This is a genomic window from Aquabacterium sp. A7-Y (assembly GCF_026153205.1).
Classification (GTDB): Bacteria; Pseudomonadota; Gammaproteobacteria; order Burkholderiales; family Burkholderiaceae_C; genus Caldimonas.
Genome location: NZ_JAPFBW010000013.1, coordinates 144,326 through 167,296, shown reverse-complemented (window position 1 = coordinate 167,296; position 22,971 = coordinate 144,326). Strand labels below are relative to the sequence as shown.

General features: G+C 66.5%; 20 protein-coding genes. 6 read left to right on the top strand and 14 right to left on the bottom strand.

What is annotated here, in order from left to right; genetic code table 11:
- The first annotated feature begins 14 nt into the window (after window positions 1–14).
- Both OOT46_RS14105 and OOT46_RS14100 read left to right on the top strand, forming a co-directional pair.
- Window positions 15–1,064, top strand: coding sequence for a Gfo/Idh/MocA family protein (locus tag OOT46_RS14105; RefSeq protein WP_265404242.1), 1,050 nt, complete (start codon window positions 15–17; stop codon window positions 1,062–1,064).
- Complete coding sequence (locus OOT46_RS14100) at window positions 1,061–1,456, top strand: GtrA family protein (RefSeq protein ID WP_265404241.1); 396 nt, start codon at window positions 1,061–1,063, stop codon at window positions 1,454–1,456. Before OOT46_RS14105 ends, OOT46_RS14100 begins: the two co-directional genes overlap by 4 nt.
- Here the strand turns inward: OOT46_RS14100 and OOT46_RS14095 are convergent.
- From OOT46_RS14095 to recA, 14 genes are all read right to left on the bottom strand, one after another.
- Window positions 1,379–2,632: a glycosyltransferase family 2 protein gene (locus tag OOT46_RS14095; RefSeq protein WP_265404240.1), complete on the bottom strand. Its 1,254-nt coding sequence runs from the start codon at window positions 2,630–2,632 to the stop codon at window positions 1,379–1,381. The two genes, OOT46_RS14100 and OOT46_RS14095, sit on opposite strands and share 78 nt — an antisense overlap.
- A gap of 8 nt (window positions 2,633–2,640) precedes the next feature.
- Window positions 2,641–4,617 carry a hypothetical protein gene (locus OOT46_RS14090; RefSeq protein WP_265404239.1) on the bottom strand — a complete coding sequence of 659 codons (1,977 nt, stop codon included), beginning with the start codon at window positions 4,615–4,617 and terminating at the stop codon, window positions 2,641–2,643.
- Window positions 4,618–4,685: 68 nt separating this feature from the next.
- A complete protein-coding gene (locus OOT46_RS14085) occupies window positions 4,686–5,171 on the bottom strand; it encodes a pilin (protein WP_265404268.1) in 486 nt (161 codons plus the stop codon).
- Between the two features lie 198 nt (window positions 5,172–5,369).
- Window positions 5,370–6,131, bottom strand: a complete 762-nt coding sequence (locus tag OOT46_RS14080) for an MBL fold metallo-hydrolase (RefSeq protein WP_265404238.1) — start codon at window positions 6,129–6,131, stop codon at window positions 5,370–5,372.
- A gap of 28 nt (window positions 6,132–6,159) precedes the next feature.
- Window positions 6,160–8,406 (bottom strand): CHASE2 domain-containing protein, encoded by a 2,247-nt coding sequence (locus OOT46_RS14075; RefSeq protein ID WP_265404237.1) that lies wholly within the window; start codon window positions 8,404–8,406, stop codon window positions 6,160–6,162.
- Between the two features lie 64 nt (window positions 8,407–8,470).
- Entirely contained in the window at window positions 8,471–9,151 is a 681-nt protein-coding gene (locus tag OOT46_RS14070) for an FHA domain-containing protein (protein WP_265404236.1), read from the bottom strand.
- Between the two features lie 45 nt (window positions 9,152–9,196).
- Entirely contained in the window at window positions 9,197–9,979 is a 783-nt protein-coding gene (locus tag OOT46_RS14065) for a Stp1/IreP family PP2C-type Ser/Thr phosphatase (protein ID WP_265404267.1), read from the bottom strand.
- A gap of 24 nt (window positions 9,980–10,003) precedes the next feature.
- A complete protein-coding gene (locus tag OOT46_RS14060; protein ID WP_265404235.1) occupies window positions 10,004–12,721 on the bottom strand; it encodes a CHASE2 domain-containing serine/threonine-protein kinase in 2,718 nt (905 codons plus the stop codon).
- A 174-nt stretch (window positions 12,722–12,895) separates the two neighbouring features.
- A complete protein-coding gene (locus tag OOT46_RS14055) occupies window positions 12,896–13,618 on the bottom strand; it encodes a TerC family protein (protein WP_265404234.1) in 723 nt (240 codons plus the stop codon).
- A 194-nt stretch (window positions 13,619–13,812) separates the two neighbouring features.
- Window positions 13,813–14,706: a succinate--CoA ligase subunit alpha gene (gene sucD, locus OOT46_RS14050; protein ID WP_265404233.1), complete on the bottom strand. Its 894-nt coding sequence runs from the start codon at window positions 14,704–14,706 to the stop codon at window positions 13,813–13,815.
- Between the two features lie 19 nt (window positions 14,707–14,725).
- Window positions 14,726–15,886, bottom strand: coding sequence for an ADP-forming succinate--CoA ligase subunit beta (gene sucC, locus OOT46_RS14045; RefSeq protein ID WP_265404232.1), 1,161 nt, complete (start codon window positions 15,884–15,886; stop codon window positions 14,726–14,728).
- A gap of 11 nt (window positions 15,887–15,897) precedes the next feature.
- Complete coding sequence (locus OOT46_RS14040; protein WP_265404231.1) at window positions 15,898–16,503, bottom strand: DUF2889 domain-containing protein; 606 nt, start codon at window positions 16,501–16,503, stop codon at window positions 15,898–15,900.
- 264 nt (window positions 16,504–16,767) lie between these two features.
- Entirely contained in the window at window positions 16,768–17,214 is a 447-nt protein-coding gene (recX, locus tag OOT46_RS14035; protein WP_265404230.1) for a recombination regulator RecX, read from the bottom strand.
- 25 nt (window positions 17,215–17,239) lie between these two features.
- Window positions 17,240–18,361, bottom strand: coding sequence for a recombinase RecA (recA, locus tag OOT46_RS14030; RefSeq protein WP_265404229.1), 1,122 nt, complete (start codon window positions 18,359–18,361; stop codon window positions 17,240–17,242).
- Window positions 18,362–18,498: 137 nt separating this feature from the next.
- Between recA and OOT46_RS14025 the strand changes: the two genes are divergently transcribed.
- The 4 genes from OOT46_RS14025 to OOT46_RS14010 all read left to right on the top strand — a co-directional run bounded on the left by OOT46_RS14025 (window position 18,499) and on the right by OOT46_RS14010 (window position 22,960).
- Window positions 18,499–19,170, top strand: a complete 672-nt coding sequence (locus tag OOT46_RS14025; protein ID WP_265404228.1) for a response regulator transcription factor — start codon at window positions 18,499–18,501, stop codon at window positions 19,168–19,170.
- Between the two features lie 99 nt (window positions 19,171–19,269).
- Window positions 19,270–20,739 (top strand): sensor histidine kinase, encoded by a 1,470-nt coding sequence (locus OOT46_RS14020; protein ID WP_265404266.1) that lies wholly within the window; start codon window positions 19,270–19,272, stop codon window positions 20,737–20,739.
- 316 nt (window positions 20,740–21,055) lie between these two features.
- Window positions 21,056–22,003 (top strand): esterase/lipase family protein, encoded by a 948-nt coding sequence (locus OOT46_RS14015; protein WP_265404227.1) that lies wholly within the window; start codon window positions 21,056–21,058, stop codon window positions 22,001–22,003.
- Window positions 22,004–22,012: 9 nt separating this feature from the next.
- On the top strand, window positions 22,013–22,960 hold the full coding sequence (locus OOT46_RS14010; protein ID WP_265404226.1) for a lipase secretion chaperone: 948 nt from the start codon (window positions 22,013–22,015) through the stop codon (window positions 22,958–22,960).
- Window positions 22,961–22,971 lie beyond the last annotated feature (11 nt).

Sequence of the window (22,971 nt, the reverse complement as noted above, 5' to 3'; positions counted from 1 at the left end):
ACAGTAGGCGATAGATGAGCGTTGCCCGGATTCCAATCGTTGTCGTCGGCCTCGGCTGGGTAGGATTGAACCGCCATGTGGCAGCCCTCCGACGGAGCAAGGAGTTCGAGCTTATTGGGGTGGTGGATCACCATGATGGCAGGGCGGCGCACTGGGCGAACAAGCTGTCGCTCAAGAATTGGGCGCAATCCTACTCGCTCAACGATGTTCCATGGTTGAGGCAGGCGCATGCCGTCGCGATCGCCACTCCACCGCAGACTCACTTCGGTTTGGTCAAGCAGGCGCTCGACCAAGGTCTGCACGTGCTGACCGAGAAGCCGTTCGCAATGTCCGTGGATGAGGGCCGTCGCATGGTCGAGCAGGCCGAGCGGGTTTCGCGCATTCTCGCCGTGGTTCACAACTTCCAGTTCGCTACCTCGGCATTGGCGCTCCGGCGGGACATCGACAGCGGAGCCTTGGGCACCATCCATCGGGTGCACGCGATGCAGTTGAGCAATCCAGGCCGCCGTTTGCCGAGCTGGTACGAGGATCTTCCGTTCGGGCTCTTCTATGATGAAAGTCCTCACCTTCTGTATCTGCTGCGAGCCTTCTCTCCTGCCGAAATTCGTTTGAAAAACGCCATCGTCGTGCACGACTCGCCGCGACGTACTCCGGCGATGGTTCAGGGATTTTTCGAGTGCCACGCGGGTGGAAGAGAGATACCGGTCACGATCGACATGCAGTTCCTTGCGCCCCTTTCGGAATGGCATCTGGCGGTGGTCGGGGATAAAAGGATGGGCGTCGTCGATATTTTTCGGGATATCTACCTCTCACTGCCGAACGACGGTATGCATACGACGGGTACCGTTCTGAAAACCAGCCTTGCTGCCAGCCTTCAACATTGGGGGCAGCACTTCACGTCGGGCGTTCGTCACCTGCGGGGGACGCTCGACTACGGCAACAACGAGCTGTATGGCCGCTTTGCGCGGGCCCTGAGAACCGGCGTGCCGCCTGCTGGCATGGACGCGAAGGCGGCCCTGGATGTGCTGTCGATGCAGCACGACTTGATGCAGCGGGCAGAGTGAAGTTCGGTCCAGCAGGTAAGGATGTCGAGCAGTTCGCCAGGTATGGGCTGGTGGGCGGATCGTGCCTGGCGCTCAACCTTCTGATGATGTGGCTGTTCGTCGAACATGCCGGCATGCCGGTGCTTGGTGCGACCATCATCTGCTTCATCCTGATCAACCCGATCGGCCATCATCTGTCCCGTCTCCTGGCCTTCAAGGAGGCGCGGCGCACCTATGCGGCTTCCCTGACACGATTCCTTGTGGTCAGCGGACTCAGCTTGATGGCGAACGTCGGCTTGATGGGATTTGCCGTGTTCTGGCTCGGTCTTCCCTACCTACTGGCAAGCGTTTGCGTGGCCGCTCTTTTCTTCCTGCTGAATTTCCTGACCCACAGGAAGTGGACGTTTCGCTAGCTTGCCCCGTTCACCCAATCTGAGGGCCTCGAGGAAAAAGGCAGCGAGGAAGGACTCTCCGCCGAGCGCCATGGCGGTGACCGCTGGCACCACCCAGCGCATCGTGACGCTCGGATCCAAGGGCCCGAACGCTGCCGCAGACCAACTTCCGACGGCTTCGATGCTGAGCAAAATACCGACCAGCATGAGAGCTCCTGCTAAAACCAGGCATCGCTCGAGCGTCAGGCGGCTCAGACGGCGGGCGAACCGTTCATCCGGTGGCAGCCAGCCGTGCGTGATACCGAGGTACTTCGAGAACACCGCGAACAACAGCATCTGGTAGCCCAGGACGACACTCGCGCCGGCGTAGACCAGGGTGTGAATGTCCAGGCCGATGTTCCCCACCTTGACCCCGTGCAAGGCGAGTGTCGCAAAGCCCGTGATGCCCAGCATGGTCATCAGCAAACCCGGCACCAGGAAGAGCCAGCGCGGGCTGAACAGCAACAGGAAGCGCAAGTGCCGCCACCCGTCGCGCCATGTCCTGAGATGCGGAGGGCGCGACCGGCCGTCGGGCGAAAGCGTCACCGGTACCTCCGCGATCTTCAGGCCGTGCAGAGCGCTCTTGACCACCATCTCGCTGGCGAACTCCATACCGGGGGTATGCAGGTTGAGCCGCATGACAGCCTCGCGCGAGAAGCCTCGCAAGCCGCAATGGAAGTCCCCCACGGGCACCCGGTAGAGCAAGCGTCCGATGAAGCTCAGCACCGGATTCCCCAGATATCGGTGAAGCAGCGGCATGGCGCCCGGCTGGATGCCTCCCAGAAAACGGTTCCCCATCACCAGGTCGGCGCCTCCACGCAGCTCGGTCAGGAGGCCGTCGAGGGCTGAAAAGTCGTAGCTGTCATCCGCGTCGCCCATGATGACGAAGCGACTCTGAGCCGACTTGATGCCTTCGAGCAGCGCGGCCCCGTAGCCCCGCTCTTGGACATGTACGACGCGGGCGCCGGCAGCGAGAGCCAGTGCCTGCGAGCCATCCGCGGAACCGTTGTCGGCCACGAGCACCTCGCCGTGGACGCCTGCCCGGCGAAGAAAGGCCAGCCCTTTGCCCACGCACTGTGCGACAGTCTCCGCTTCATTGAGGCAGGGCATGACGATGGTGAGTTCGAAGGTGCTCGCTTGATCGGGGGAAGTGCTCATGGTGATGCTCAGTCCGGTGCCAACAGGGACCACATCTCGCAATTGATGGGCCGTTTTCCTTGCATGACTTCTTCGATGGAGCCAAGGTACTGGTCGATGTTGCGCCGTCCGTGCTGGACGATCACGCCCGCGGTCTCGGACACCGACACGATGGCGTCGGTGTTCGGGTAGAAGCGCTGCCATTGCAGCACCCCACGGTCGGTTGCCATCGCGGGGGGGCCGTATATGCGAGGACAGGTGCGTTCAAGCTTGTGGAACACTGCTTCGGCGGCTTTTCTCTCCGCCTCGTAGTTTGGCCATACGCGTTGGATAGGAGCGGCGCGGCAACTCAAAAGGCGTCGGCCGATCTTTCCGTCTCGATATTCACCGTGTAGCGAGGTCGCCCAGAGCCCGCTACCGGCGGAGGGGTTGCCGAACACAATAGTTTCGCAGTCGCTCCAATCCACATCCAGACCAAAGCGATACAAGGCATCCGAGAGCAGCACCGACACCTTGGGGCCTATCTTGGGGTCCTCCATCGAAAACGCGGGGAAGAGAAATCGAGTTCGACCTTCCCAGTGTTTCAGCCGGCGTTTCAGCTCATGCCCGGTGGGACCGTCCATCGGCAAGGCAAGTTGTCCGATAGGGTTGATCATTGCGCCGCCGTGGTGGAGAAACGGAGCAACTACACCGTTCGTTTGCAGCCCAAGCGTCAGATGCAGGAACGGTTCTGCCTTCAAGCGATCCGGCACCTGAACATCCAGGTAGGACTCGTCGTCCCAGGGTTTAGGTACGAAACGCACATCTCCGGCTGACGAGAAGTACAGCATTTGGGATACGCCAATGACCAGCAGGGCAATGCGTGCGACCGCCTGCGGCAACGCAAGGCAGGCCCAGCGCGCGAGTAGGACGCCGCAAACCATCAGTAGCGGCAAGCCGTAGCGGCCATTGCCCGACGTATAAAGCCAAAGGACGTAGCTGATCAGCGCGAAACCAGTGAGACTGGTGTCGACACGGGTCCACCCCGCCGCGCTCGCGCTCGTTGCCAAGACGCCGAGGCGTCGCAGCGCTGCTCCGGCCAAGCCGATCATCGCGACGCTCAGAGCAGCCGCTGGACGAATGTCAGGAGTGAAGATCTCCTGGTAGATGAATCGCTTCAACCAGGCCATTTCCCAAATGCGAGAAATCCACTGCATTCCGGTGTGCGGGCGGAAACGATCAGCGAGCATCGGCTGCTGCGGCGCGTAAGGTGATTGAAAAATATCGTTGAGAAGCGGGAAGAGCGGATTGCCGAATCGTTCCCAGAGCATCCAGCTCCACCAACCGATCCCAGCAGCAGCACCGGCGATACCTCCCAATCCAAAAAGGAGAACGGTGTGAAGCTTCCTCGTGCCGGTCCATGGCTGTAAAAGCAGCACACCCGCAAGGGCGAGGCAATAAGTCGCGTTACTCTGCTTGAAGGCAAAGGCGAAGCCCGCCAGGAGCCCCGCTCCCACCATCGCCCGGTCGGATTTTGCCGCTCCGGGATGGATCACACATAACAAGGCGCCAAGGACCAGGATGGATGTGAAGGGATCGATCGAGGACGTTCCTGCGTTTTGCAGAAAGACGGGCGTTATTCCGCCGAGGGCGGTGGCAATGAATGCCCACAGCCGCTGCTGATGCTGGTCCTTCCAGAGGCAAAGCGCTAGATGCCACAGAAGCACAAGATTTGCCGAGTGGAGGGCTGCGAGGACGAGACCGATACTCCACGCAGGCCACTCCGAGACGACCATGACGTAGAACGGCACGTAAGCCAGGGGATTCTGATAGCTCTGCGGGCCGACCGGGAACAGATCCGCGTCCGTGCGTCCCGAGAGCCAGGAAAAAGGAAGATAGAGATGATGGTTGACCACGTCCCAGCTGACGTCTTTGCCTGCCGCCATGGACCAAAGCACTGTCGCCAAAATAGCGACGATCCATGGGGTGGCGGCGGCGAAAAAGCGATGCGGGATGTGAGGCAGCATGGTGCAACGGTGCAAAAAAAGAGGTGCCTAGGGCACCTCTTCTGTGGAAGCCTAGGGTCTTCCGCGAATTAGCCGCGGCACGAGCCAGGCAGGTACTTGGCAGGAACTCCATCGGTAGCAGCCGGGCCGCACTTCCACCCCGCCACTTGTTTGCCGCCGTCGGTTGCCGAGTCCATCGCTTGAGTCAGACCAACGTCGGAAAAGGGCGTCAAGATAATTTGCTTGCCGTCGATGGTGTCGTCATTAAAGCCGGCTGCGGTAATGGTGACCACGCCGTCCGCGTCGGTCTCCACCAGTCCGACGTGTTTGGAGGTGGCCCCCGTCGTCTCGCAGCCCCAGCCGTTCTCGCTGACCGTGGCGCCCGAAGAAAGCGACTGGTACACCTCCGTGATGACGGTCCGGCAAGCCGAGGCCGCCAGGATCACTTCCGACATCTTGGCGCGCTTGGTGTAGTCCTGATACGCCGGCAGAGCCACGGCCGCCAGGATACCGATGATCGCCACGACGATCATCAACTCGATCAGCGTGAAGCCCTTCTGGGCGGCGCGCTTCATAGACTTCATCTGCTTCATGAGTACTCCTTCAGGTGTTAGGGGAAGCGCTTTTCACAATGCAGTTGGTGTGCCAGGGGGTTACAGCGCCGAGGGCGTGATTTCCTGCACGATCCGGGCGACCGGGGCTGTCTCCCGGGGGACCCGTCCTGTCATCCGGCCCGGGAAGCTGACAATATTTGTCACCTCCTGGAACCGATTTCAGACTTCGTAGTGCTGTCCCGCTTCCAGGTGGGTCGCCTGGTGCCCGCTTGCCAGGGCCCGGGTCTGTTCGGAGATGCAGTCCATCTCGCCCGGTTTGGTATGTGTTATGTAGACCGGCACGTCCTGCCGCAAGCCCGCCAGCTCGGATTCCAGCGTGCTGGGCGACAGGTGCTTGCTGATCCTGGCCAGTTCCTGCTCACTGTCGCTGAAGGCGGTCTCGATGACGAGCATCGCGACCGGGCGTGTCGCCAGCAGCGGCCAGAGGGCCGGATTGGGCCCCGTGTCGCCGGTGTAGACCCACCAGCCGGCGCTTCCCTGCACGGCGTACCCTACCGCGGGCACCGTGTGCTCGGCGGGCAGCACCTCGACGCGTTTGCCGGCGATCTCCAGCTGCTGGCCCACGCTCACGGCCTCGAACTTCAAGGCCGGATGCTCGACCGAGGGCAGTCTCGTGAAATCGGGCCAGATCACGCCGTTCAGCACGTGTTTGCGCAGCGCGTCCAGCGTTTGCTGCAAGGCATACACAGTGATGGGCGCGCTGCGCCGTTTCATCACCGCATCGGCGAGCAGCGGGATGGAGACGATGTGGTCGAGGTGCGAATGGCTGACCACGATGTGGTCGATGCAGGCCAGCTCGTCCAGCGTCAAGTCGCCGACGCCGGTGCCGGCGTCGACGAGCAGGTCGTCGTCGAGCAGAAAGGACGTGGTCCTGCAGCCTGCTGCGATCGCTCCCGAGCAACCCAATACCCGGACTTTCATCCGCGGGAACTTTCCTAAGAGAAGGTATTTATTTCGAATCAGCGCTGAAGGCGCCGTCCCAACCCGCGGCCGGCGGGTGCTTGCGCAGATGGGAGACGCGGTAGGCAAACAGACTGTACAGCCGCTTGCCGGGATTCAAGCGTTGCAAATTCAACAGTTGGACGTCCGCCTGGTCCCAATCCTGCGCCCGGTAGGCTTTCAGTGCCATATGCCACGCCATCAGCTCGCTGGCCAGCGCCTTGTCCTCGGCCGGCGCGGCCGGCAGCGGCGTGTAGAGGGTCAGCGGGCGCTCGCGGCCCTTGAGCAGGATGCGGTCCACCTCCTGCCACGGCAGCTGGTTGGCGGCGTCGCGCGTGCCTTCGCTCGCCAGGATCTCGAGGCCGTAGCTGCGGCTCAGGGCCTCCAGCCGCAAGGCCAGCTCGACCGGCTCGCCCAGCGCCGAGTAGCTCGGCCGCAGCTCGGAGCCCAGGTCCCCGACCCAGCTCATCCCGGTGCTCAGCCCGATCCCCATCGTGACCTCCGGCAAACCGCGCCCCCGCAGCTCCGCATTGAGCGGCGCCAGCGCCGCCACCATGGCGCGAGCCGCTTCCACCGCCTGGGCGGCATGATGCGGATCGGCCAGGGGCGCGCCCCAGAAGGCCACCAGCGAGTCGCCGACGTACTGGTCCAGGGTGCCGCGGTGCTGCTGCACCACCTCGGTCATCGCGCCCAGGAAACAACGCAGCAGCTCGGGCACCTGCTCGGCCGGGAGCTGCTGCGAGAGTTGGGTGAAGTGGCGCAGGTCGCAGACCAGGACCGTCAGCGGCGTGCTGATCGCTGCCTTGTTCCAGCGGCCGTCCGAGCGTGCCATCTCGTCCATCACCGGCGCCGCGAGATGCCCGGCGAATAGCCGGTCCAGCTCGCGCCGCGAGCGGCCCTCGAAGAAGTAGCCGTAAGCCACGTGGGCGGCGAACAGCAGCGCCACCAGCAGGAGCATCGAGGCCAGCGGCATCACCAGCTGGTGCGCCGAGTAGAGCCAGAAGTCGAGGCCGATCATCCCAACCAGGACGCCCGCTGTCGCCAGCAGCGCCGGCCAGGGCGCCAGGCGCGCCAGCAGCAGCGTCAGACCCGCGCCCATTACGATCAGCATCAGCACCTCGTAGCCGAGCGCGTAGTCGGGCTGCACCGGCAGGCGGCCGTCCAGCAGGCCCGACAGCAGGTTGGCATGCGCTTCGACGCCCGGATAGACCTCGCCCACCGGGGTCACCCGCAGATCGTACATGCCAGGCGCCGTCGTGCCGACCAGCACGATCTTGTCCTTGAGCTGCCCGGCCGCCAGGCGCCCGTTCAGCAGCTCGGCCGCCGACAGGTAGCGGAAGGAGCCGCCCTCCGGCCCACCGGGGCCACGGTAGGGCACGAGCGCACCGACCCGCGCGTCGACCGGAATATCGACGCGTTGCCCCGGGCCGTGCAACTGCAGGCTTTCCAGCCCCTGGTAGCTGCGCGGCAGCCAGCGTTCCTGGGGAAAGCCGGGGACCACCTGGGGCTGGCCCAGCAGGCGCCGGAACATCGCCAGTGCCAGCGATTCGTAGTAGTGCCCCTCGTGTTCGGCGACCAGGGCCACGGAGCGCACCACGCCGTCGCCGTCCTGCAGCGAGTTGAAAAACCCGGCCTGCGGCGCCGCCCGGGCCAGCAACGGCAGGTTGGCGGCGTAGCCGTCCCAGCGCGTGAAGCGCACCGGCCTGCCGCCGAGCGCGCTGCGCTCCATCACCGGCTGCGGCAGGGCGCCGCTCTTGCGTGCCTCGCGATCGCTGCTGAAGTAGTAGCCCAGCACCACCGGCTGGCCGCGCAAAGCGTCGGCAAACAACGCGTCATGGTCCAGGGCGCGGCGCAGCTTGCCCAGCTCGGCCTGGAACTGCGGCTGGTCCTTCAGCTCGTGCTGGGCGAGGCGCTCCAGCTGGGGCAATCCCGAGCTGCGGTCGGGCTCGGCGAAGACGATGTCGAAGCCGACCAGACGCACCTGCTGGCGCCCAGTCAGCTCGCGCATCAGCTGGGCCATGCGGTCACGGCCCCAGGGCCAGCGGCCGAACTCGGCCATGCTTTTCTCGTCGATGTCGACGATCACGATACGCTCGTCGAGCGTTTCGGGCAGGGTCGCCCTCAGGCGAATGTCATAGAGCACGGCATCGAGCCGGCGCACCGGCTCCAGCGGCACCAGGCCGCTGGCATGCAGCAGCATCACGAGCAGCGCCGCGGCGGCAAAGGCCAGACGGGGCCACGAAGACAGGAGGTTCATCGCAGGGCTGGCTGCCGCAGCGCCGGCCGGGCTGCGTGGGCCCCGGTCGCTGCAGGACCGGGTTTCAGGACTGCACGAACTGCATTTGCGTGCCGGCCAGTTCGATGACGTCGCCGTTTTTCAGGTGCAGCGGGTCGTTGCCCACCGGGCTGCCGTTGACGGTCGGCTTCATCGCCCCTTCGACGTGAGCGAACACATAGCCGCCCGGCCGCTTGGTGATGGAGGCGACCTGCACACCAGGCTTGCCCACGGTGGTGACGACCTTGGTCAGGCTCACTTCCCGGCCCGCGGCGGCACCGTTGAGCACCTTGATGGAGGCAGACGGCACCGGCGAGCCCCCGAGGCCGCCGAAAGCGGACGGCGCACTCAGCGGCGACGGGCTGCCGCCTGGGGCGCTGGCCGGCAGGCCGGGCGTGCTGCCCGGCTTCATCACCATGGTCTTTTCGTAGTCGTTCACCTCATCGGTCATGTACTTGATCTTGTACTTGCCGATCTCGACCGTGTCGTTGTGGGTGAGCAACTGCTTCTTGATGGCCTTGCCGTTGATGTAGGTGCCGTTGGTGCTGTTCAGGTCTTCGATGAAAACGTCCTGACCCACCATCTGCAGCACCGCGTGCTCGCCACTGACGGCCAGGTTGTCGATGACGATGTCGTTGTAGGGACGCCGTCCGAGGGTGGTCTTGTCCTTCGTGAGCTGGACTTCCTTGATCACCACCCCGTCGAGCGAAACAACCAGTTTCCCCATGCTAGACCTCTTTGGATATGTCTTGTGACGCTGCTCGGCTCGTCATCAGCGTCTGAACGGCCACCATGAGCGGCCGGTAGTTGCGGTCCCCTGGGCACGCACCAGTACCACGGCGATATTATCCCGTCCGCCTGCGGCATTGGCGGCGGCCACAAGGCCGGCGCCGGCTTCCCGCAAGTCGTTGGTGCCTTGCAACACGGCGGCGATCTGGTCGTCGCTGATCATGTCGGACAGTCCGTCCGAACACAGAAGTATCGTGTCCCCGGAAAGCAGGTCGTGAAGGTGGGTCTCCAGCAGCACACTGTCTTCCACCCCGACGGCACGGGTCACGAGGTTTTTGTTCGAGGAGTAGGCGGCCTGCTCGGGCGTGATGAGGCCGGCGTCGATCTGCTCCTGCAGCAGCGAGTGGTCCTTGGTGATCTGCGTCAGCCGGCCGTTGCGGAAGCGATAGCCGCGCGAGTCACCGATGTGCCCCATCAATAGGCGGCTTTCCCGGCAGACCGCAAGCACCAGCGTAGTGCCCATGCCGGAATACTGCGGATTTGAGTTCGCGGCGTTGAAGATCGCCCGGTTCGCGTTCTCGACGCAGATGTCCATCGCGCGGCGCACATCCGTGTCGCTGGCGTTGCCGGCGGCCTCGGTGAGCCAGCGGCCCAGCTCGGACTTGATGAAGGCGGTGGCCATGCCGCTGGCGATCTCGCCGGCGTTGTAGCCGCCCATGCCATCGGCGAGCACGGCCAGCCCGGCCTGTTCGTCAACTGCTACCGAGTCTTCGTTGTTGTCGCGGGCGCGACCCGGATCGGTCAGGCTGAAGAACTCGAAGGACATCGCAGCAGAACTCAAGGCCGGCACCTATTGTTGGGATTTAGAGCGTTTGGGGGTCGCCGGGTGGGCCGGATTGTGCCGCGGATCGGCGTCCGGGGCGTGCGCGCGGCCCCCCTGTTCCTGGGGGTTCATGCGCACCGTCGGCTCCTGATCGGGCACGGGCGCGGCGACAGAGCCCGAGGGCGTCAGCACCGCGGCAGCGGCGTCCGCCGGCAGCACCCGCGTCGCGCCGTCGTCGGGTTCCTGCGTGGCGGCGGTATCGCCGTCCAGCGTCTCGGCCACCTTCAGCAGATCGGCCGCCAGCTGCTGCCCGTCGGCATAACGCACTTCGGGCCGCTTCTCCATCGCCAGCGCCACGATGTTGGCAAGCGCCTCCGACAGCCCCGGCCGCACGCCACGGATATCCGGCGCCGGCTCGTTGGCGATCTTATACATCAGCTCCGCCATCGACTCGCCGCGGAAGGGCAGTTGCCCGGTCAGCAACTGAAACAGCGTGACGCCCAGCGAGTACAGGTCGCTGCGCCCGTCGATCTTCCTGCCGGCCATCTGCTCGGGCGACATGAAGGAGGGCGTGCCGAGCACCAGGCCGGTCTTGGTGCGGGAACTGTCGGTGACGCGCGCAATCCCGAAGTCCGTGACCTTGACGGCGTCGCTCGCCGGGTCATACATGATGTTGGCGGGCTTGATGTCCCGGTGCACGACGCCCTGTGCATGGGCATAGGCCAGCGCCTGCGCGACGCGTGCGACGATGCTCAGCACCTGGCGCACTGGCAGCAGCGCTCCCGGGCGGCAACTGCCCATCAGGTCCTGGCCGCGCAGGAATTCCATCGCGATGTAGGCCAGGTCGTGCTCCTCGCCAGCGTCGAAGATCGTGACGATGTGGGGATGCTGGAGCCGCCCGGCGGTTTCGGCCTCGCGGAAAAAGCGCTGCCGCGCGTCTTCGAGCTCGGGGCCCTCGAACTCCTGGCTGAGGGCCAGCGTCTTGATCGCGACCATGCGGCCGATCTTCGGGTCCTTGCCGAGGTAGACCACACCCATCGCGCCCTTGCCCAGCTCCTTTTCGAGCTGGTAGCGGCCGAGCATGGGCTTCTCCACCCGGCCGTCGCCCAGCAGGATCTGGCTGCCGCCGCTGGCGACGGCACCCCCGAGCAGCACGGTTTCCGAGAGGTTGCGCGCGCGCGAGAGTTTGGTCTCGATGTCCTTGTACTTCGGGTCGAACCCGGCCATGTGTTCGTAGACCGCCTGCGCCTTGTTGAACTGGCGCCTGCGCTCGAAGTCCAGCGCCAGGCTGTAGAGGTTGTCCATCACCGCGGGCCCGAGCGGCACCCGCCTGAACTTGTCGAAGGCCATGTCCAGCTGGCCCTGGCCCTGCAGCGCGAGGCCCAGCATGCGGTTGGTCTCGGCCGATTCCTCGTCGGACTTCAGCTTGCCGGCTTCGGTGACCAGGAAACGTTTGGTGGTCAGGAGCAGGTGGCCGATCAGCAGCAGCGCCGCGGGCAGCACCAGCGGCAGCCACACCGCGCTGCCGCTGAGCAGCAGCGTCTCGCTCGTCAGCAGCGCGACCAGCAGCAGGCCGGTGGCTGTCGCGGCAACGCCGGCCGACAGCCTGGGCAGCAGCGCAACGAGGTAGAGCGCGATGAGTAGCACGGCCGCCAGTGAGACGCCGCGCGCCCAGCCCGGCGTCGTGACAAAGTGGCCCGAGAGGATGCTGGAGGTGATGTGCGCCATCGTCTCCACCGGCATCGTCGAGGCATCGACCGGGGTGGCGAGCTGGCTGCCGACGCCGGAGGCGGTGGCCCCGATCAGGACGATCTTGCCGGCGTATTTGGTGGCCGGGATCCTGTCGTTGAGCACGTCGTAGAAGGAATCGACCTGGAAAGCCGGCCGCCCGTCGCGGTCGGCATAAAAATGCGGGCGCAGCAGCGCCGCCCCGTCGGTCACGATGCGCAGCCGCCCGAGCTCCACCACGTCGTCGGCGATGCGGATGTCGGCGGGGCCGAGATTGAGGCTTTTCGCAGCGGCCAGCAGCGGCAGCGAAGGAATCGCGCGGCCGTGGTAGTCGATCAGCAGCGCATCGCGGCGCACCGCCCCGTCGGGATCCTGGATCTGGCGCAGGTGGCCGGTGCCCGCGGCCTGCGCGCCGAGCAGCTCGATGGGCTGCTGGGTCACGTCGGCCGTCAGCAGCGAGGTCCCGGCAGTGGCGATGGTGCTGGCCTGCGCGAAGGCCGGCAGCGGTCGATCCGGCCTGCCGAGTGGCGTGCCCAGGTGCAGGTCGGATGCGAGCAGCACGTTGCCCGCCTTGGCGAGGCTGGCCGCCAGGCGCGAGTCGGTGTCGAGCGCCTGCTCGGCCTCCTCGATCAGGCGGGCCGCCTCGGCCTGGCCGGGGCCGAGCAGGGGCTTGAGCCGGCGGATGTAGGTGAGCCCGAGGTCCTGCTGGGGTTCGAAAAAGAAGGCCGTGTGAACGATGGTCTTGGCGCCGGCCTGGGCGAGCTTGTCGACCAGCCGCGCGTGCACGTCGCGCGACCAGGGCCAGCGTCCGATATTGGCGATGCTCTGATCGTCGATCGCGATCACGGCGATGCGGTCGGAGGGCACCCGGGCGGCGCTTCCCATGCCGACGTCGTAGTAGCGGCGCTCCATGCCCTCGATGAGGTCGGTGCCGGCGTGCACGGCCAATACGCCGAGCACCACGCACACACCGACAAACCAGTCAGCCCGCCAGACGCTCCCCTTCCTCTTGCCCATCGCTTTCTCGTGCCTTGGCGCTGCCGCCGTTGGAGTGTGCTGGCACGTTAGCAGAGCCCCCATGCCAACACAAGAAGGGCCTCAGATCACTGAGGCCCTGGGTGTGCGAGCAGTCTAGCGGGAAGCGCCAGGCCGGCGAGTCCCTCTTGCAGGGGACCCGCGCAGCGACGCCGTTCAGACCGCGTCGGTGGCCGGCGTCTTGCGGCGAGCCGCGACCAGCTTGCCGATGGCCAGCACCAGCAAGGCGCCGCCGATGCCGAAGCTGTACTTGAGCGTGTTGCTGTGCTGATCCAGCTGCGGCAGGTAGGTGGCGACGGCCGGGTCGGTGAGGGCCATCGTGCCGGCGATCCAGCCGAGCAGCATGCCGCCCAGCGTGATGATGACGGGGAAGCGGTCCATCAGCTTGATGACCAGCTGGCTGCCCCAGACGATGATGGGGATGCTGACCAGCAGACCGAAGATGACCAGCGGCATCTGGTGCCCGCCGCCGGCGGACTCGGCCGCGCCGGCGATCGCGATCACGTTGTCCAGGCTCATCACGAAGTCGGCCACGACGACGGTCTTGACCGCCGCCCAGAGCTTGTCGCTTGCCTGGATGTTGCTGTGCTCGTCCTCGTCCTCGGGGGCCAGCAGCTTGACGCCGATCCACAGCAGCAGCAGCGCGCCAGCGAGCTTCAGGAAGGAGATCTTCAGCAAGGTCAGGGCGAAGAAGATCAGGATGACGCGCAGCCCGATGGCGCCGGCGGTGCCCCACAGGATGCCCAGGCGACGCTGGGCCGGAGGCAGCTTGCGGCAGGCCAGTGCGATGACCACCGCGTTGTCCCCGCCCAGCAGGATGTCGATCATGATGATCTGGCCCACGGCGAGCCAGAACTCGGGCGTCATGAATTGCTCCATGTCGTGTCCTTCGGATGTGAAATATAGGGGCGGCACGGCCCCAACCTATCGGCCCGCAAGTTTAGGCGGCCCGGAGGACAGGCCCTTGCGAGGAACTACGTAGCGCGGCGACTGACAGCGCGGTGACAGTTGCGCCCCGCCGGAAAGACGGAAGGCCGCAACTGCGGCCTTCGCTCTCCCGGGGTGCCTTCGGTTTACAGCACGCTCTTGAGGAGCTTGCCCATCTCCGAGGGGTTGCGCGTGACCTTGAAGCCGCACTCTTCCATGATGGCGAGCTTGGCGTCGGCGGTGTCGGCGCCGCCGGAGATCAGCGCGCCGGCGTGGCCCATGCGCTTGCCCGGGGGCGCGGTGACACCGGCGATGAAGCCGACCACCGGCTTTTTCATGTGGTCCTTGCACCAGCGGGCCGCTTCGGCTTCGTCGGGGCCGCCGATCTCGCCGATCATGATGACCGCCTCGGTCTCGGGATCGTCGTTGAACATGCGCATGACGTCGATGTGCTTGAGCCCGTTGATCGGGTCGCCGCCGATGCCGACCGCCGAGCTCTGGCCCAGGCCCAGCTCGGTCAGTTGCGCCACCGCTTCATAGGTCAGCGTGCCGGAGCGCGAGACCACGCCGATGCGGCCCTTGCGGTGGATGTGACCGGGCATGATGCCGATCTTGATCTCGTCGGGCGTGATCAGGCCGGGGCAGTTGGGGCCCAGCAGCAGGGTTTCCTTGCCACCGGCGGCCACCTTGGCCTTCATCTTGTTGCGCACTTCCAGCATGTCGCGCACGGGGATGCCTTCGGTGATGCAGATCGTCAGGTCCAGGTTGGCCTCGACGGCTTCCCAGATCGCGGCGGCGGCGCCAGCGGGCGGCACGTAGATCACCGAGACCGTCGCGCCAGTGGCCTTGGCGGCTTCGCTCACGTTGGCGTAGATGGGGATGCCTTCGAAGTCCTCGCCGGCCTTCTTCGGGTTCACGCCGGCGACGAAGCAGTTCTTGCCATTCGCGTAGTCGCGGCACATGCGGGTGTGGAACTGCCCGGTCTTGCCCGTGATGCCCTGGGTGATGACCTTGGTGTCCTTGTTGATCAGGATGCTCATTTCGATTCCTTCAGGGCGATTACTTCACTTCGGCCACGACTTTTTGCGCGGCTTCGGCCATGGTGTCGGCGCTGATGATGGGCAGGCCCGACTCGGCCAGCATCTTCTTGCCGAGGTCTTCGTTGGTGCCCTTCATGCGAACCACCAGCGGCACCTTCAGGCCCACCGCGCGGCTGGCGGTGATGACGCCGTCGGCGATCACGTCGCAGCGCATGATGCCGCCGAAGATGTTGACCAGGATGGCCTTCACGTTCGGGTTCTTCAGCATGATCTTGAAGGCCTCGGTGACCTTCTCGGCGGTCGCGCCGCCGCCCACGTCCAGGAAGTTGGCCGGCTCGCCGCCGAACAGCTTGATGGTGTCCATCGTCGCCATGGCGAGGCCCGCGCCGTTGACCAGGCAGCCGATGTTGCCGTCGAGCTGGATGTAGGCCAGGTCGAACTTGGAGGCCTCGATCTCGGCGGGGTCCTCTTCATCGAGGTCGCGGTAGGCGACGATCTCGGGATGGCGGAACAGCGCGTTGGCGTCGAAGTTGAACTTTGCGTCCAGCGCCTTGATGTTGCCGTTGCCTTCGAGGATCAGCGGGTTGATCTCGGCCAGGCTGGCGTCTGTCGCCATGTAGCACTGGTAGAGCTTCTTGAACACGTCCACGGCCTGGGCGATCGAGCCGTCCGGCACGCCGATGCCCTTGGCCAGCTCGGTGGCCTGCGCGTCGGTCAGCCCGGCAGCCGGGTCGACGAAGACCTTGATGATCTTCTCGGGGGTCGAGTGCGCCACTTCCTCGATGTCCATGCCACCTTCGCTGGAGGCCATCATCGCGACACGCTGGGTGCCGCGGTCCGTCACGGCCGCGACGTAATATTCCTTCTTGATGTCGGCGCCTTCCTCGATCATCAGGCGGCGCACCTTCTGGCCCTCGGGGCCGGTCTGGTGCGTCTTCAGTTGCATGCCGAGGATCTGTTCCGACAGACTCTTGACCTCGTCCAGCGAGCGAGCCAGCTTCACGCCACCGCCCTTGCCGCGGCCGCCGGCATGGATCTGCGCCTTGACGACCCACACCGGGCCGCCCAGTTTCTGCGCCGCCTCGATGGCTTCTTGCACGGTGAAGGCGGGATAGCCGCGCGGCACCGGCACACCGAAATTGCGCAAGATCTCCTTGCCTTGGTACTCATGGATCTTCATGGCGTGTCTCTCTAGGACGGTTCTACGGAAGTGGGTTGCAGGAGACCGGACTGGCCTTCGTGGGGCCGGTACCAGCGCGGGTAGAAAAGGCGTACCGCTTCGCCGTCGGAGCGCAGCGCGTGGCAACGGTCGAGCTGGAAGGGGGCTTGCTGATCGGCGGCGTCGCCACCGCTCTCGCGGACATCGAATACTTCGCCGGCGAAGGCCTGGATCACCGCAGTGGGCAGGATGGTGGCCATCTCGGTCAGGTGCGTGCAGCCCGCGATGCCGCCGAGCCGCTCCTTGACCGACCGGCGGAAATTGCGGAAGAGGTTGAGCCCGACCAGGCGCGCATAGGCGTCGCCGTGCTGGTCACAGTGGCCCGGATAGGGCATGCCGGTGGTGCTGGCGCCGGCCTCGACGATGTTGAGCTGGGTGTCGATCACCAGGCGCAGCACCATGTCGTGCAGCGGCTCGCCAGCCTTGCGCGTGCCGGTGGCCAGAGACATGTCGCGTGTCTTGACGTCGACCAGGCGGGCATCGATCTCCCAAAGGCCATCATCGCGGGCATAGACCGAGAGGTCGATGCTGCGGCGGTGCTTGAGCTGGCGTTGGGGGGCAGCCGGAGGAAAAGCCATGTCAGCCGGTTTCAGGCGGGTTTCGGCAAGCCCGTCACTTTAGCATGGTGCGTTGCACCAAACCTTTCAGCGGGCTGTCAAGCGCTGGGCAGGGGTTGTGAAGCTGTGAAGAAAGCAGAACAAAGCAGAACAGGCGGCTCGTGGCCGCTTGCCTAGTGTAGCGAGGGCAGCGCCGCGCCACGAGGGCTGTGAGATGTTGGCAGGGGAATCGCGCGTGAGGCCCGACGGCGCGCAGCCCATGCCGGCATGCTGGCGAGGGCGACCTCAGTCGTCGTCGCCGCGCACCACGCGGCGGATGACCTCGGCCGAGAAGCCCCGGCCGGCGAGGAAACGCATCTGCCGCGCCCGCTCCGCCGGCTCGGCGGCCGCCTCGCCGAACTTGCGCTGCCAGACCGCCTGGGCGCGTTCGTATTCGGATTCGCGGGTGCGCTGGAGCGCGTCGGCGACAAGCTCGGCGTCCAGCCCGTGGCCCTGCAGCTCCTGGCGGATGCGGGCGGTGCCGAAACGGGCCGACTTGCGGTGCAGGACCGATTCGACAAAACGGGCCTGCGAAAGCAGGCCCTTGGCTTCCAACTCGTCGAGCACGGCTTCGACTTGGCCGGGCTCTTCTTCATGGGGCCGGAGCTTGCGCTCGAGCTCGGGGCGCGAGTGCTCGCGCGCCGCGAGGTACTTGAGCGCCCGCCCCTTCAGCGACAGCTTGGCGAACCCCATGCCCCGGCCGCGGCGGCTGCGCGGCTCACTCGTCCTTGGCGGCGGCCCGGCCCTTGCCCGCCGGCTTGTCGGCCTTCTCGACCTTGTCCGCCTTGTCGGTGTCCCCGCGCGGCGTGGGAGCCGCGGCGAGCAGGGGGATGTTGAGCGTCTCGCGCACCTTGTTCTCGATCTCGAAGGCGATGTCGGGGTTCTCGCGCAGGAACTCGCGGGCATTGTCCTTGCCTTGGCCGATCTTCTCGCCGTTGTAGGCATACCAGGCGCCCGATTTCTCGACGATGCGCGCGTTGACGCCCATGTCGATGATCTCGCCTTCGCGGCTGATGCCTTCGCCGTACAGGATGTCGAAGTCGGCAGTCTTGAACGGGGGCGAGACCTTGTTCTTGACGACCTTGACCTTGGTCTCGTTGCCGATGACCTCCTCGCCCTTCTTGATCGAGCCGACGCGGCGGATGTCCAGGCGCACCGAGGCGTAGAACTTCAGCGCGTTGCCGCCGGTGGTGGTCTCGGGCGAACCGAACATCACGCCGATCTTCATGCGGATCTGGTTGATGAAGATGACCATGCAGTTGGTCTTCTTGATCGTGGCGGTCAGCTTGCGCAGCGCCTGGCTCATCAGGCGGGCCTGCAGGCCGGGCAGGCTGTCGCCCATCTCGCCTTCGAGCTCGGCCTTGGGCGTGAGCGCGGCGACCGAGTCGATGATGATCAGGTCGACCGAGCCGGAGCGCACCAGGGCGTCGACGATTTCAAGCGCCTGCTCGCCGGTGTCGGGCTGGGAGATCAGCAGGTCCTGCAGGTTGACGCCCAGCTTCTGGGCATACTGCACGTCCAGCGCGTGCTCGGCGTCGATGAAGGCGCAGACGCCGTTCTGCTTCTGCATCTCGGCGACGACCTGCAGGGTCAGGGTGGTCTTGCCGGAGGATTCGGGGCCGTAGATCTCGATCACACGGCCGCGCGGCAGGCCGCCGACGCCCAGCGCGATGTCCAGGCCCAGCGAGCCGGTCGAGACAACCTGGATGTCCTCGATGGCCTCGCCTTCGCCCAGGCGCATGATGGAGCCCTTGCCGAACTGCTTTTCGATCTGGGCCAGGGCGGCCTGCAGCGCTTTGGCCTTCTCTGTGTTGAGGGCAGATTTGGTGGGTGCGTCCATGCGGTTCTCCGTTGATCGGCGGCATTATCGCAAAAGCTGGATGTTTGTACAGTAGTGCCTAGCGTATTTCCCGGAGGGATATTTGTGGGCCTGACCCCTACAATCGCCGCCGCACCAGCAGTTCCAGGAGACAAGAGATGCGGATCCTGATCGCGGAGGACGATCAAGTGCTGGCCGACGGGCTGCTGCGGTCGCTGCGCAACTCCGGCTATGCGGTCGACCAGGTCGGCTCGGGCACCGAGGCCGACGCCGCGCTGTCCTCGCACGAATTCGACCTCGTCATCCTCGACCTCGGCCTGCCCAAGCTGCACGGGCTGGAGGTGCTCAAGCGCCTGCGCGCCCGCGGCACCGCGACACCGGTGCTGATCCTCACGGCCGCCGACAGCATCGAGGAGCGCGTGAAGGGCCTGGACCTGGGCGCCGACGACTACATGGCCAAGCCCTTTTCGCTGCAGGAGCTGGAGGCGCGTGTGCGCGCCCTCACCCGGCGCGGCCTCGGCACCGCCTCCAGCGTGATCCGGCACGGGCCGCTGACCTTCGACCAGACCGGCCGGGTCGCCTACATCAACGAGCAGATGATCGAGCTCTCGGCGCGCGAGCTGAGCCTGCTGGAGGTGTTGCTGCAGCGTGCCGGCCGCCTGGTGAGCAAGGACCAGCTGGTCGAGCGCCTCTGCGAGTGGGGCGAGGAAGTCAGCAACAACGCGATCGAGGTGTACATCCACCGCCTGCGCAAGAAGATCGAGCAGGGGCCGGTGCGCATCGCCACGGTCCGGGGGCTCGGGTACTGCCTTGAGAAGATCCCGGGCTAGCTTCGACGACGCCGACACGCCGGCCGCGGGCGGCCCGGGAGGCCGGCCACCGTGGTGAACCGCGAACAACGTTCGCTGTTCGGCGAGATCCTCGACTGGATGCTCGCGCCGCTGCTGCTGCTGTGGCCGATGAGCGTGGCGCTGACCTGGCTGGTGGCGGAGAACATCGCCAACCGGCCCTTCGATCGGGCACTCGGCGAGGTGGCCCGCACGCTCGGGCAGCAGGTCGCGTCGGCCGACGTCAAGGGCGGCCTGCAGCTGCCGGAGACCATTGCCGAATTCCTCAAGGCCGACAACGCCGACACGGTCTACTTCCAGGTGCGCGGCGCGAGCGGCGAAGCCGTCGGCGGCGACCCCTCGCTGCCCGCCCCGGCCAGCGAGCCGAACGCTCCGGGCCAGGGCGAGCTGCAGTTCCGCAACGCGGAGGTCCACCACGAGCCGGTCCGCGTCGCCTACCTCTGGGTGGCGGTGCCCGGGGCGCCGCCCGGGCGCGCAGCGCTGGTTCAGGTGGCCGAGACGCTCAACAAGCGCTCCCAGCTGGCGACCGAGATCATCAAGGGCGTGATCCTGCCGCAGTTCGTGATCCTGCCGGTCGCGGTGCTGCTGGTGTGGCTGGCGCTGGCGCGCGGCATCGCGCCGCTGGCGGAGCTGCAGCAGCGCATCCGGCGCCGCCAGAGCGACGACCTGAGCCCGATCGACGAACACGAGGCGCCCGAGGAAGTGGCGCCGCTGGTGCGTTCCATCAACGACCTGCTGGCGCGACTGGACCAGTCCATCAAGGCCCAGAAGCACTTCCTCGCTGATGCCGCCCACCAGCTCAAGACGCCGCTTGCGGGCCTGCGCATGCAGGCCGAGCTGGCCGAGCGCGAGATCGATGCCGGTCAGCGCGATCCCGCCGAGCTGAAGAAGTCGCTGCGCCAGATCGCTCGCTCCAGCCACCGTGCGGGGCACCTGGTCAATCAGCTGCTCGCGCTGGCGCGGGCCGAGAACCAGGGCCAGATGCTGCACCGGCACGAAGTGCCGCTGGCGCGGCTGGCCGCCGACGCGGTGCGCGAGTTCGTGCCGCGCGCCATGGAAAAGCGCATCGACCTCGGCTACGAAGGCCCGGACACTGCGCCGCCGGGCACGGCGACGCTGGCGCGCATGGTCGGCAACCCGCTGCTGGTGAAGGAGCTGATCCGCAACCTGGTCGACAACGCCATCCTCTACACCCCCGAGGGCGGAACGGTGACGGTGCGGGTCGTGCACGATCCCTTCGGGCAGGTCAGCGTGCTGCAGGTGGAGGACTCCGGGCCGGGCATCCCTGAGGGCGAACGCGAGCTGGTGTTCCAGCCCTTTTACCGCGCCCTCGGCACGGACGTGGACGGCAGCGGCCTGGGCCTGGCGATCGTGCGCGAGATCGCTCAGCAGCACACCGCCGAGGTCAGCATCGAGGACGTGCGCAGCGGCCCCCTGCCGCCCGACGCCGGGCGCGGCACTCGCGTCACGGTGCGCTTCCCGGTGCTCGCCGAGCGCCCTGACGACCCGGCCTCGGCTGCGCCCGTCTCGCCCAACGAAGTCCACCCCTGAAGCCGGTGTCCGGTCCGCCTGGGGCGGGCCTGTCTGCGTCACTGCAGGCAGCTTTGACACAGCTGCGCCCGGACGTGCCTGCGGCGCCGGGCGACCCCTGGCCACGGGGGGACGTGATCGTAGTTTGGCCTTCGCATCGAGGCCGGCGGCCGCGATCATTTTGTTGCGCTGCAGCTGTGGGAAAACCCCGTGGAGACGGGATCTGGACTCGCCTTTCAATCTGCCGACCGGGGCCGGACAACGCAGGTCGGCAGCATCTGCTGATGCCCGCGGCGCTCCGGCCGCCAGGGGCCTTGCCACGGAAGGAGTACCCAAAGTGAACCCCAGCTTGTTGGCCCGCTTCACCATCGCCGGTGCCTGCCTCGCGGCAGCTGCTTCAAACGCCACCCGGGCCGCCGAACCGGCGGACAGCGGCTACACCCGGACCCGCTACCCCATCGTCCTGGTGGCCGGCCTGCTCGGCTTCGAGAAGATCGGCAGCATCGATTACTTCTATGGTATCCCCGCCGCATTGCAGGACGGCGGCGCCACTGTCTACGGCTCGGCCGTCTCGGCCGCCAACTCCTCGGAAGTGCGCGGCGAACAGCTGCTGCGCGAGCTGCGGGCGCTGCAGCAGGTGCACGGCCACGCCCGCTTCAACCTGGTCGGCCACAGCCACGGCGGCCCGACCATCCGCTATGTGGCTGCGGTGGCGCCGGAGCTGGTGGCGTCGGTCACCACGGTGGCCACGCCCCACTTCGGCAGCAAGACCGCCGACGGCATCGAGCACCTCACCTCCTGGACCGGGACCACGGGGGTGTTTGCCGAGATCGCCAATGCGCTGGCCCGCCTGATCGGCGTGATCGCCGGCAGCCCCGAGCTGCCACAGGACTCGCTGGCGGCGCTGCAGTCGCTCAACACCCGCGGTGCGCTGGACTTCAACCGCCGCTTTCCGCAGGGGGCACCGACCCGGGAGTGCGGCGTCGGGCCGGCCGAAGCCGGCGGGGTGCGCTACTACTCGGCCGGCGGGACCGAGGTCCACACCAACGCGCTCGACGTGGCCGACGTGCTGATGGTCCTGACCGGCACCTTCTTCGGGAGCGAGCGCAACGACGGCCTGGTGGGCCGGTGCTCCTCGCATTGGGGCCAGGTCCTGCGCAGCGACTACGGCTGGAACCACCTCGATGCGGTCAACCACACCTTCGGGCTGCGTGGTGCGTTCGCGCCCGACCCGGTGCAGTTCTATCGCAACCAGGCCAACCGGCTGCGCCTGGCAGGGCTCTGAGGAGATCGTGTGGGCAAGACCGTGAAGACCTATACAGGGGAGCGAGGCAAGGCCCGGGCTGCCGGTGCGGCCGTCGCGGTGGCCGGGGTGGCGGCGCTGGGGGCCTGGGCCCTGCGTGACTCGCCGTCGCCCGCGGCGCCGCCGGCCGTGGCGTCGGCCTCGACCGGCCTGAGCCTGATGGCCGCCGGCGGCCACAGCACGGCCGCGACCGCGGACCAGGCGGCGCCGCTGCGCGAGGTGGAGCGGCGGCTGTTCGTGCAGGGCTCCTTGCGTGGCACCGAACCCGACGGTGGCTGGTCGGTGGACGCGCAGGGCAAGCTGCAGCCGTCGATCGCGCTCAGGCGCCGCTTCGACTACTACCTCAGCACGCTCGGCGAGGCGAAGCTCGAGGAGATCAGCGCCCTGCTGCTCGCCCATGCCGCGCGCGACCTCACGCCCGAGGCGGTGGCCCAGGTGCGGCAGGTGTGGGAGCGCTACCTGGCGCTGCAGCAATACGGCTTCCAGCATCAGGTGAACCTGAACGACCGCGCGACCTGGGCCGCCGCGCTGGCCGAGCGGCGCCAGGTGCGACGGCAGGTGCTCGGCACCGCCTGGGCCGAGGCCTTCTATGCCGAGGAGGAAGGTGAGCTGGCGCACCGCCTGGCCGAGCCCTCGGGCACCACCCAGGTGGCGACTTCGGCGCTGCTGCCCGATCCGCGGCGCGTCGATGCCGCGACCCTGCATCAGCAGCGCATCGAGCAGTTCGGTGAAGCGGCGGCATTGCGGCTGCGCGAGGAGGACGCGCTGTGGGCCGCCTGGGAGCGTCGGCTGTTGCAGGCGCATGCCGAGGTGGACCGGCTGCGCAAGGCGCCCGAGCTGTCCGACCTGCAGCGCGACGAGGCGATCACGCAGTACCTGGCGGCCAACTTCAACGAGCGCGAACGCCTGCGCGTGCGAGCGCTGATGCAGCTACCTTGACGCTTCCCGGG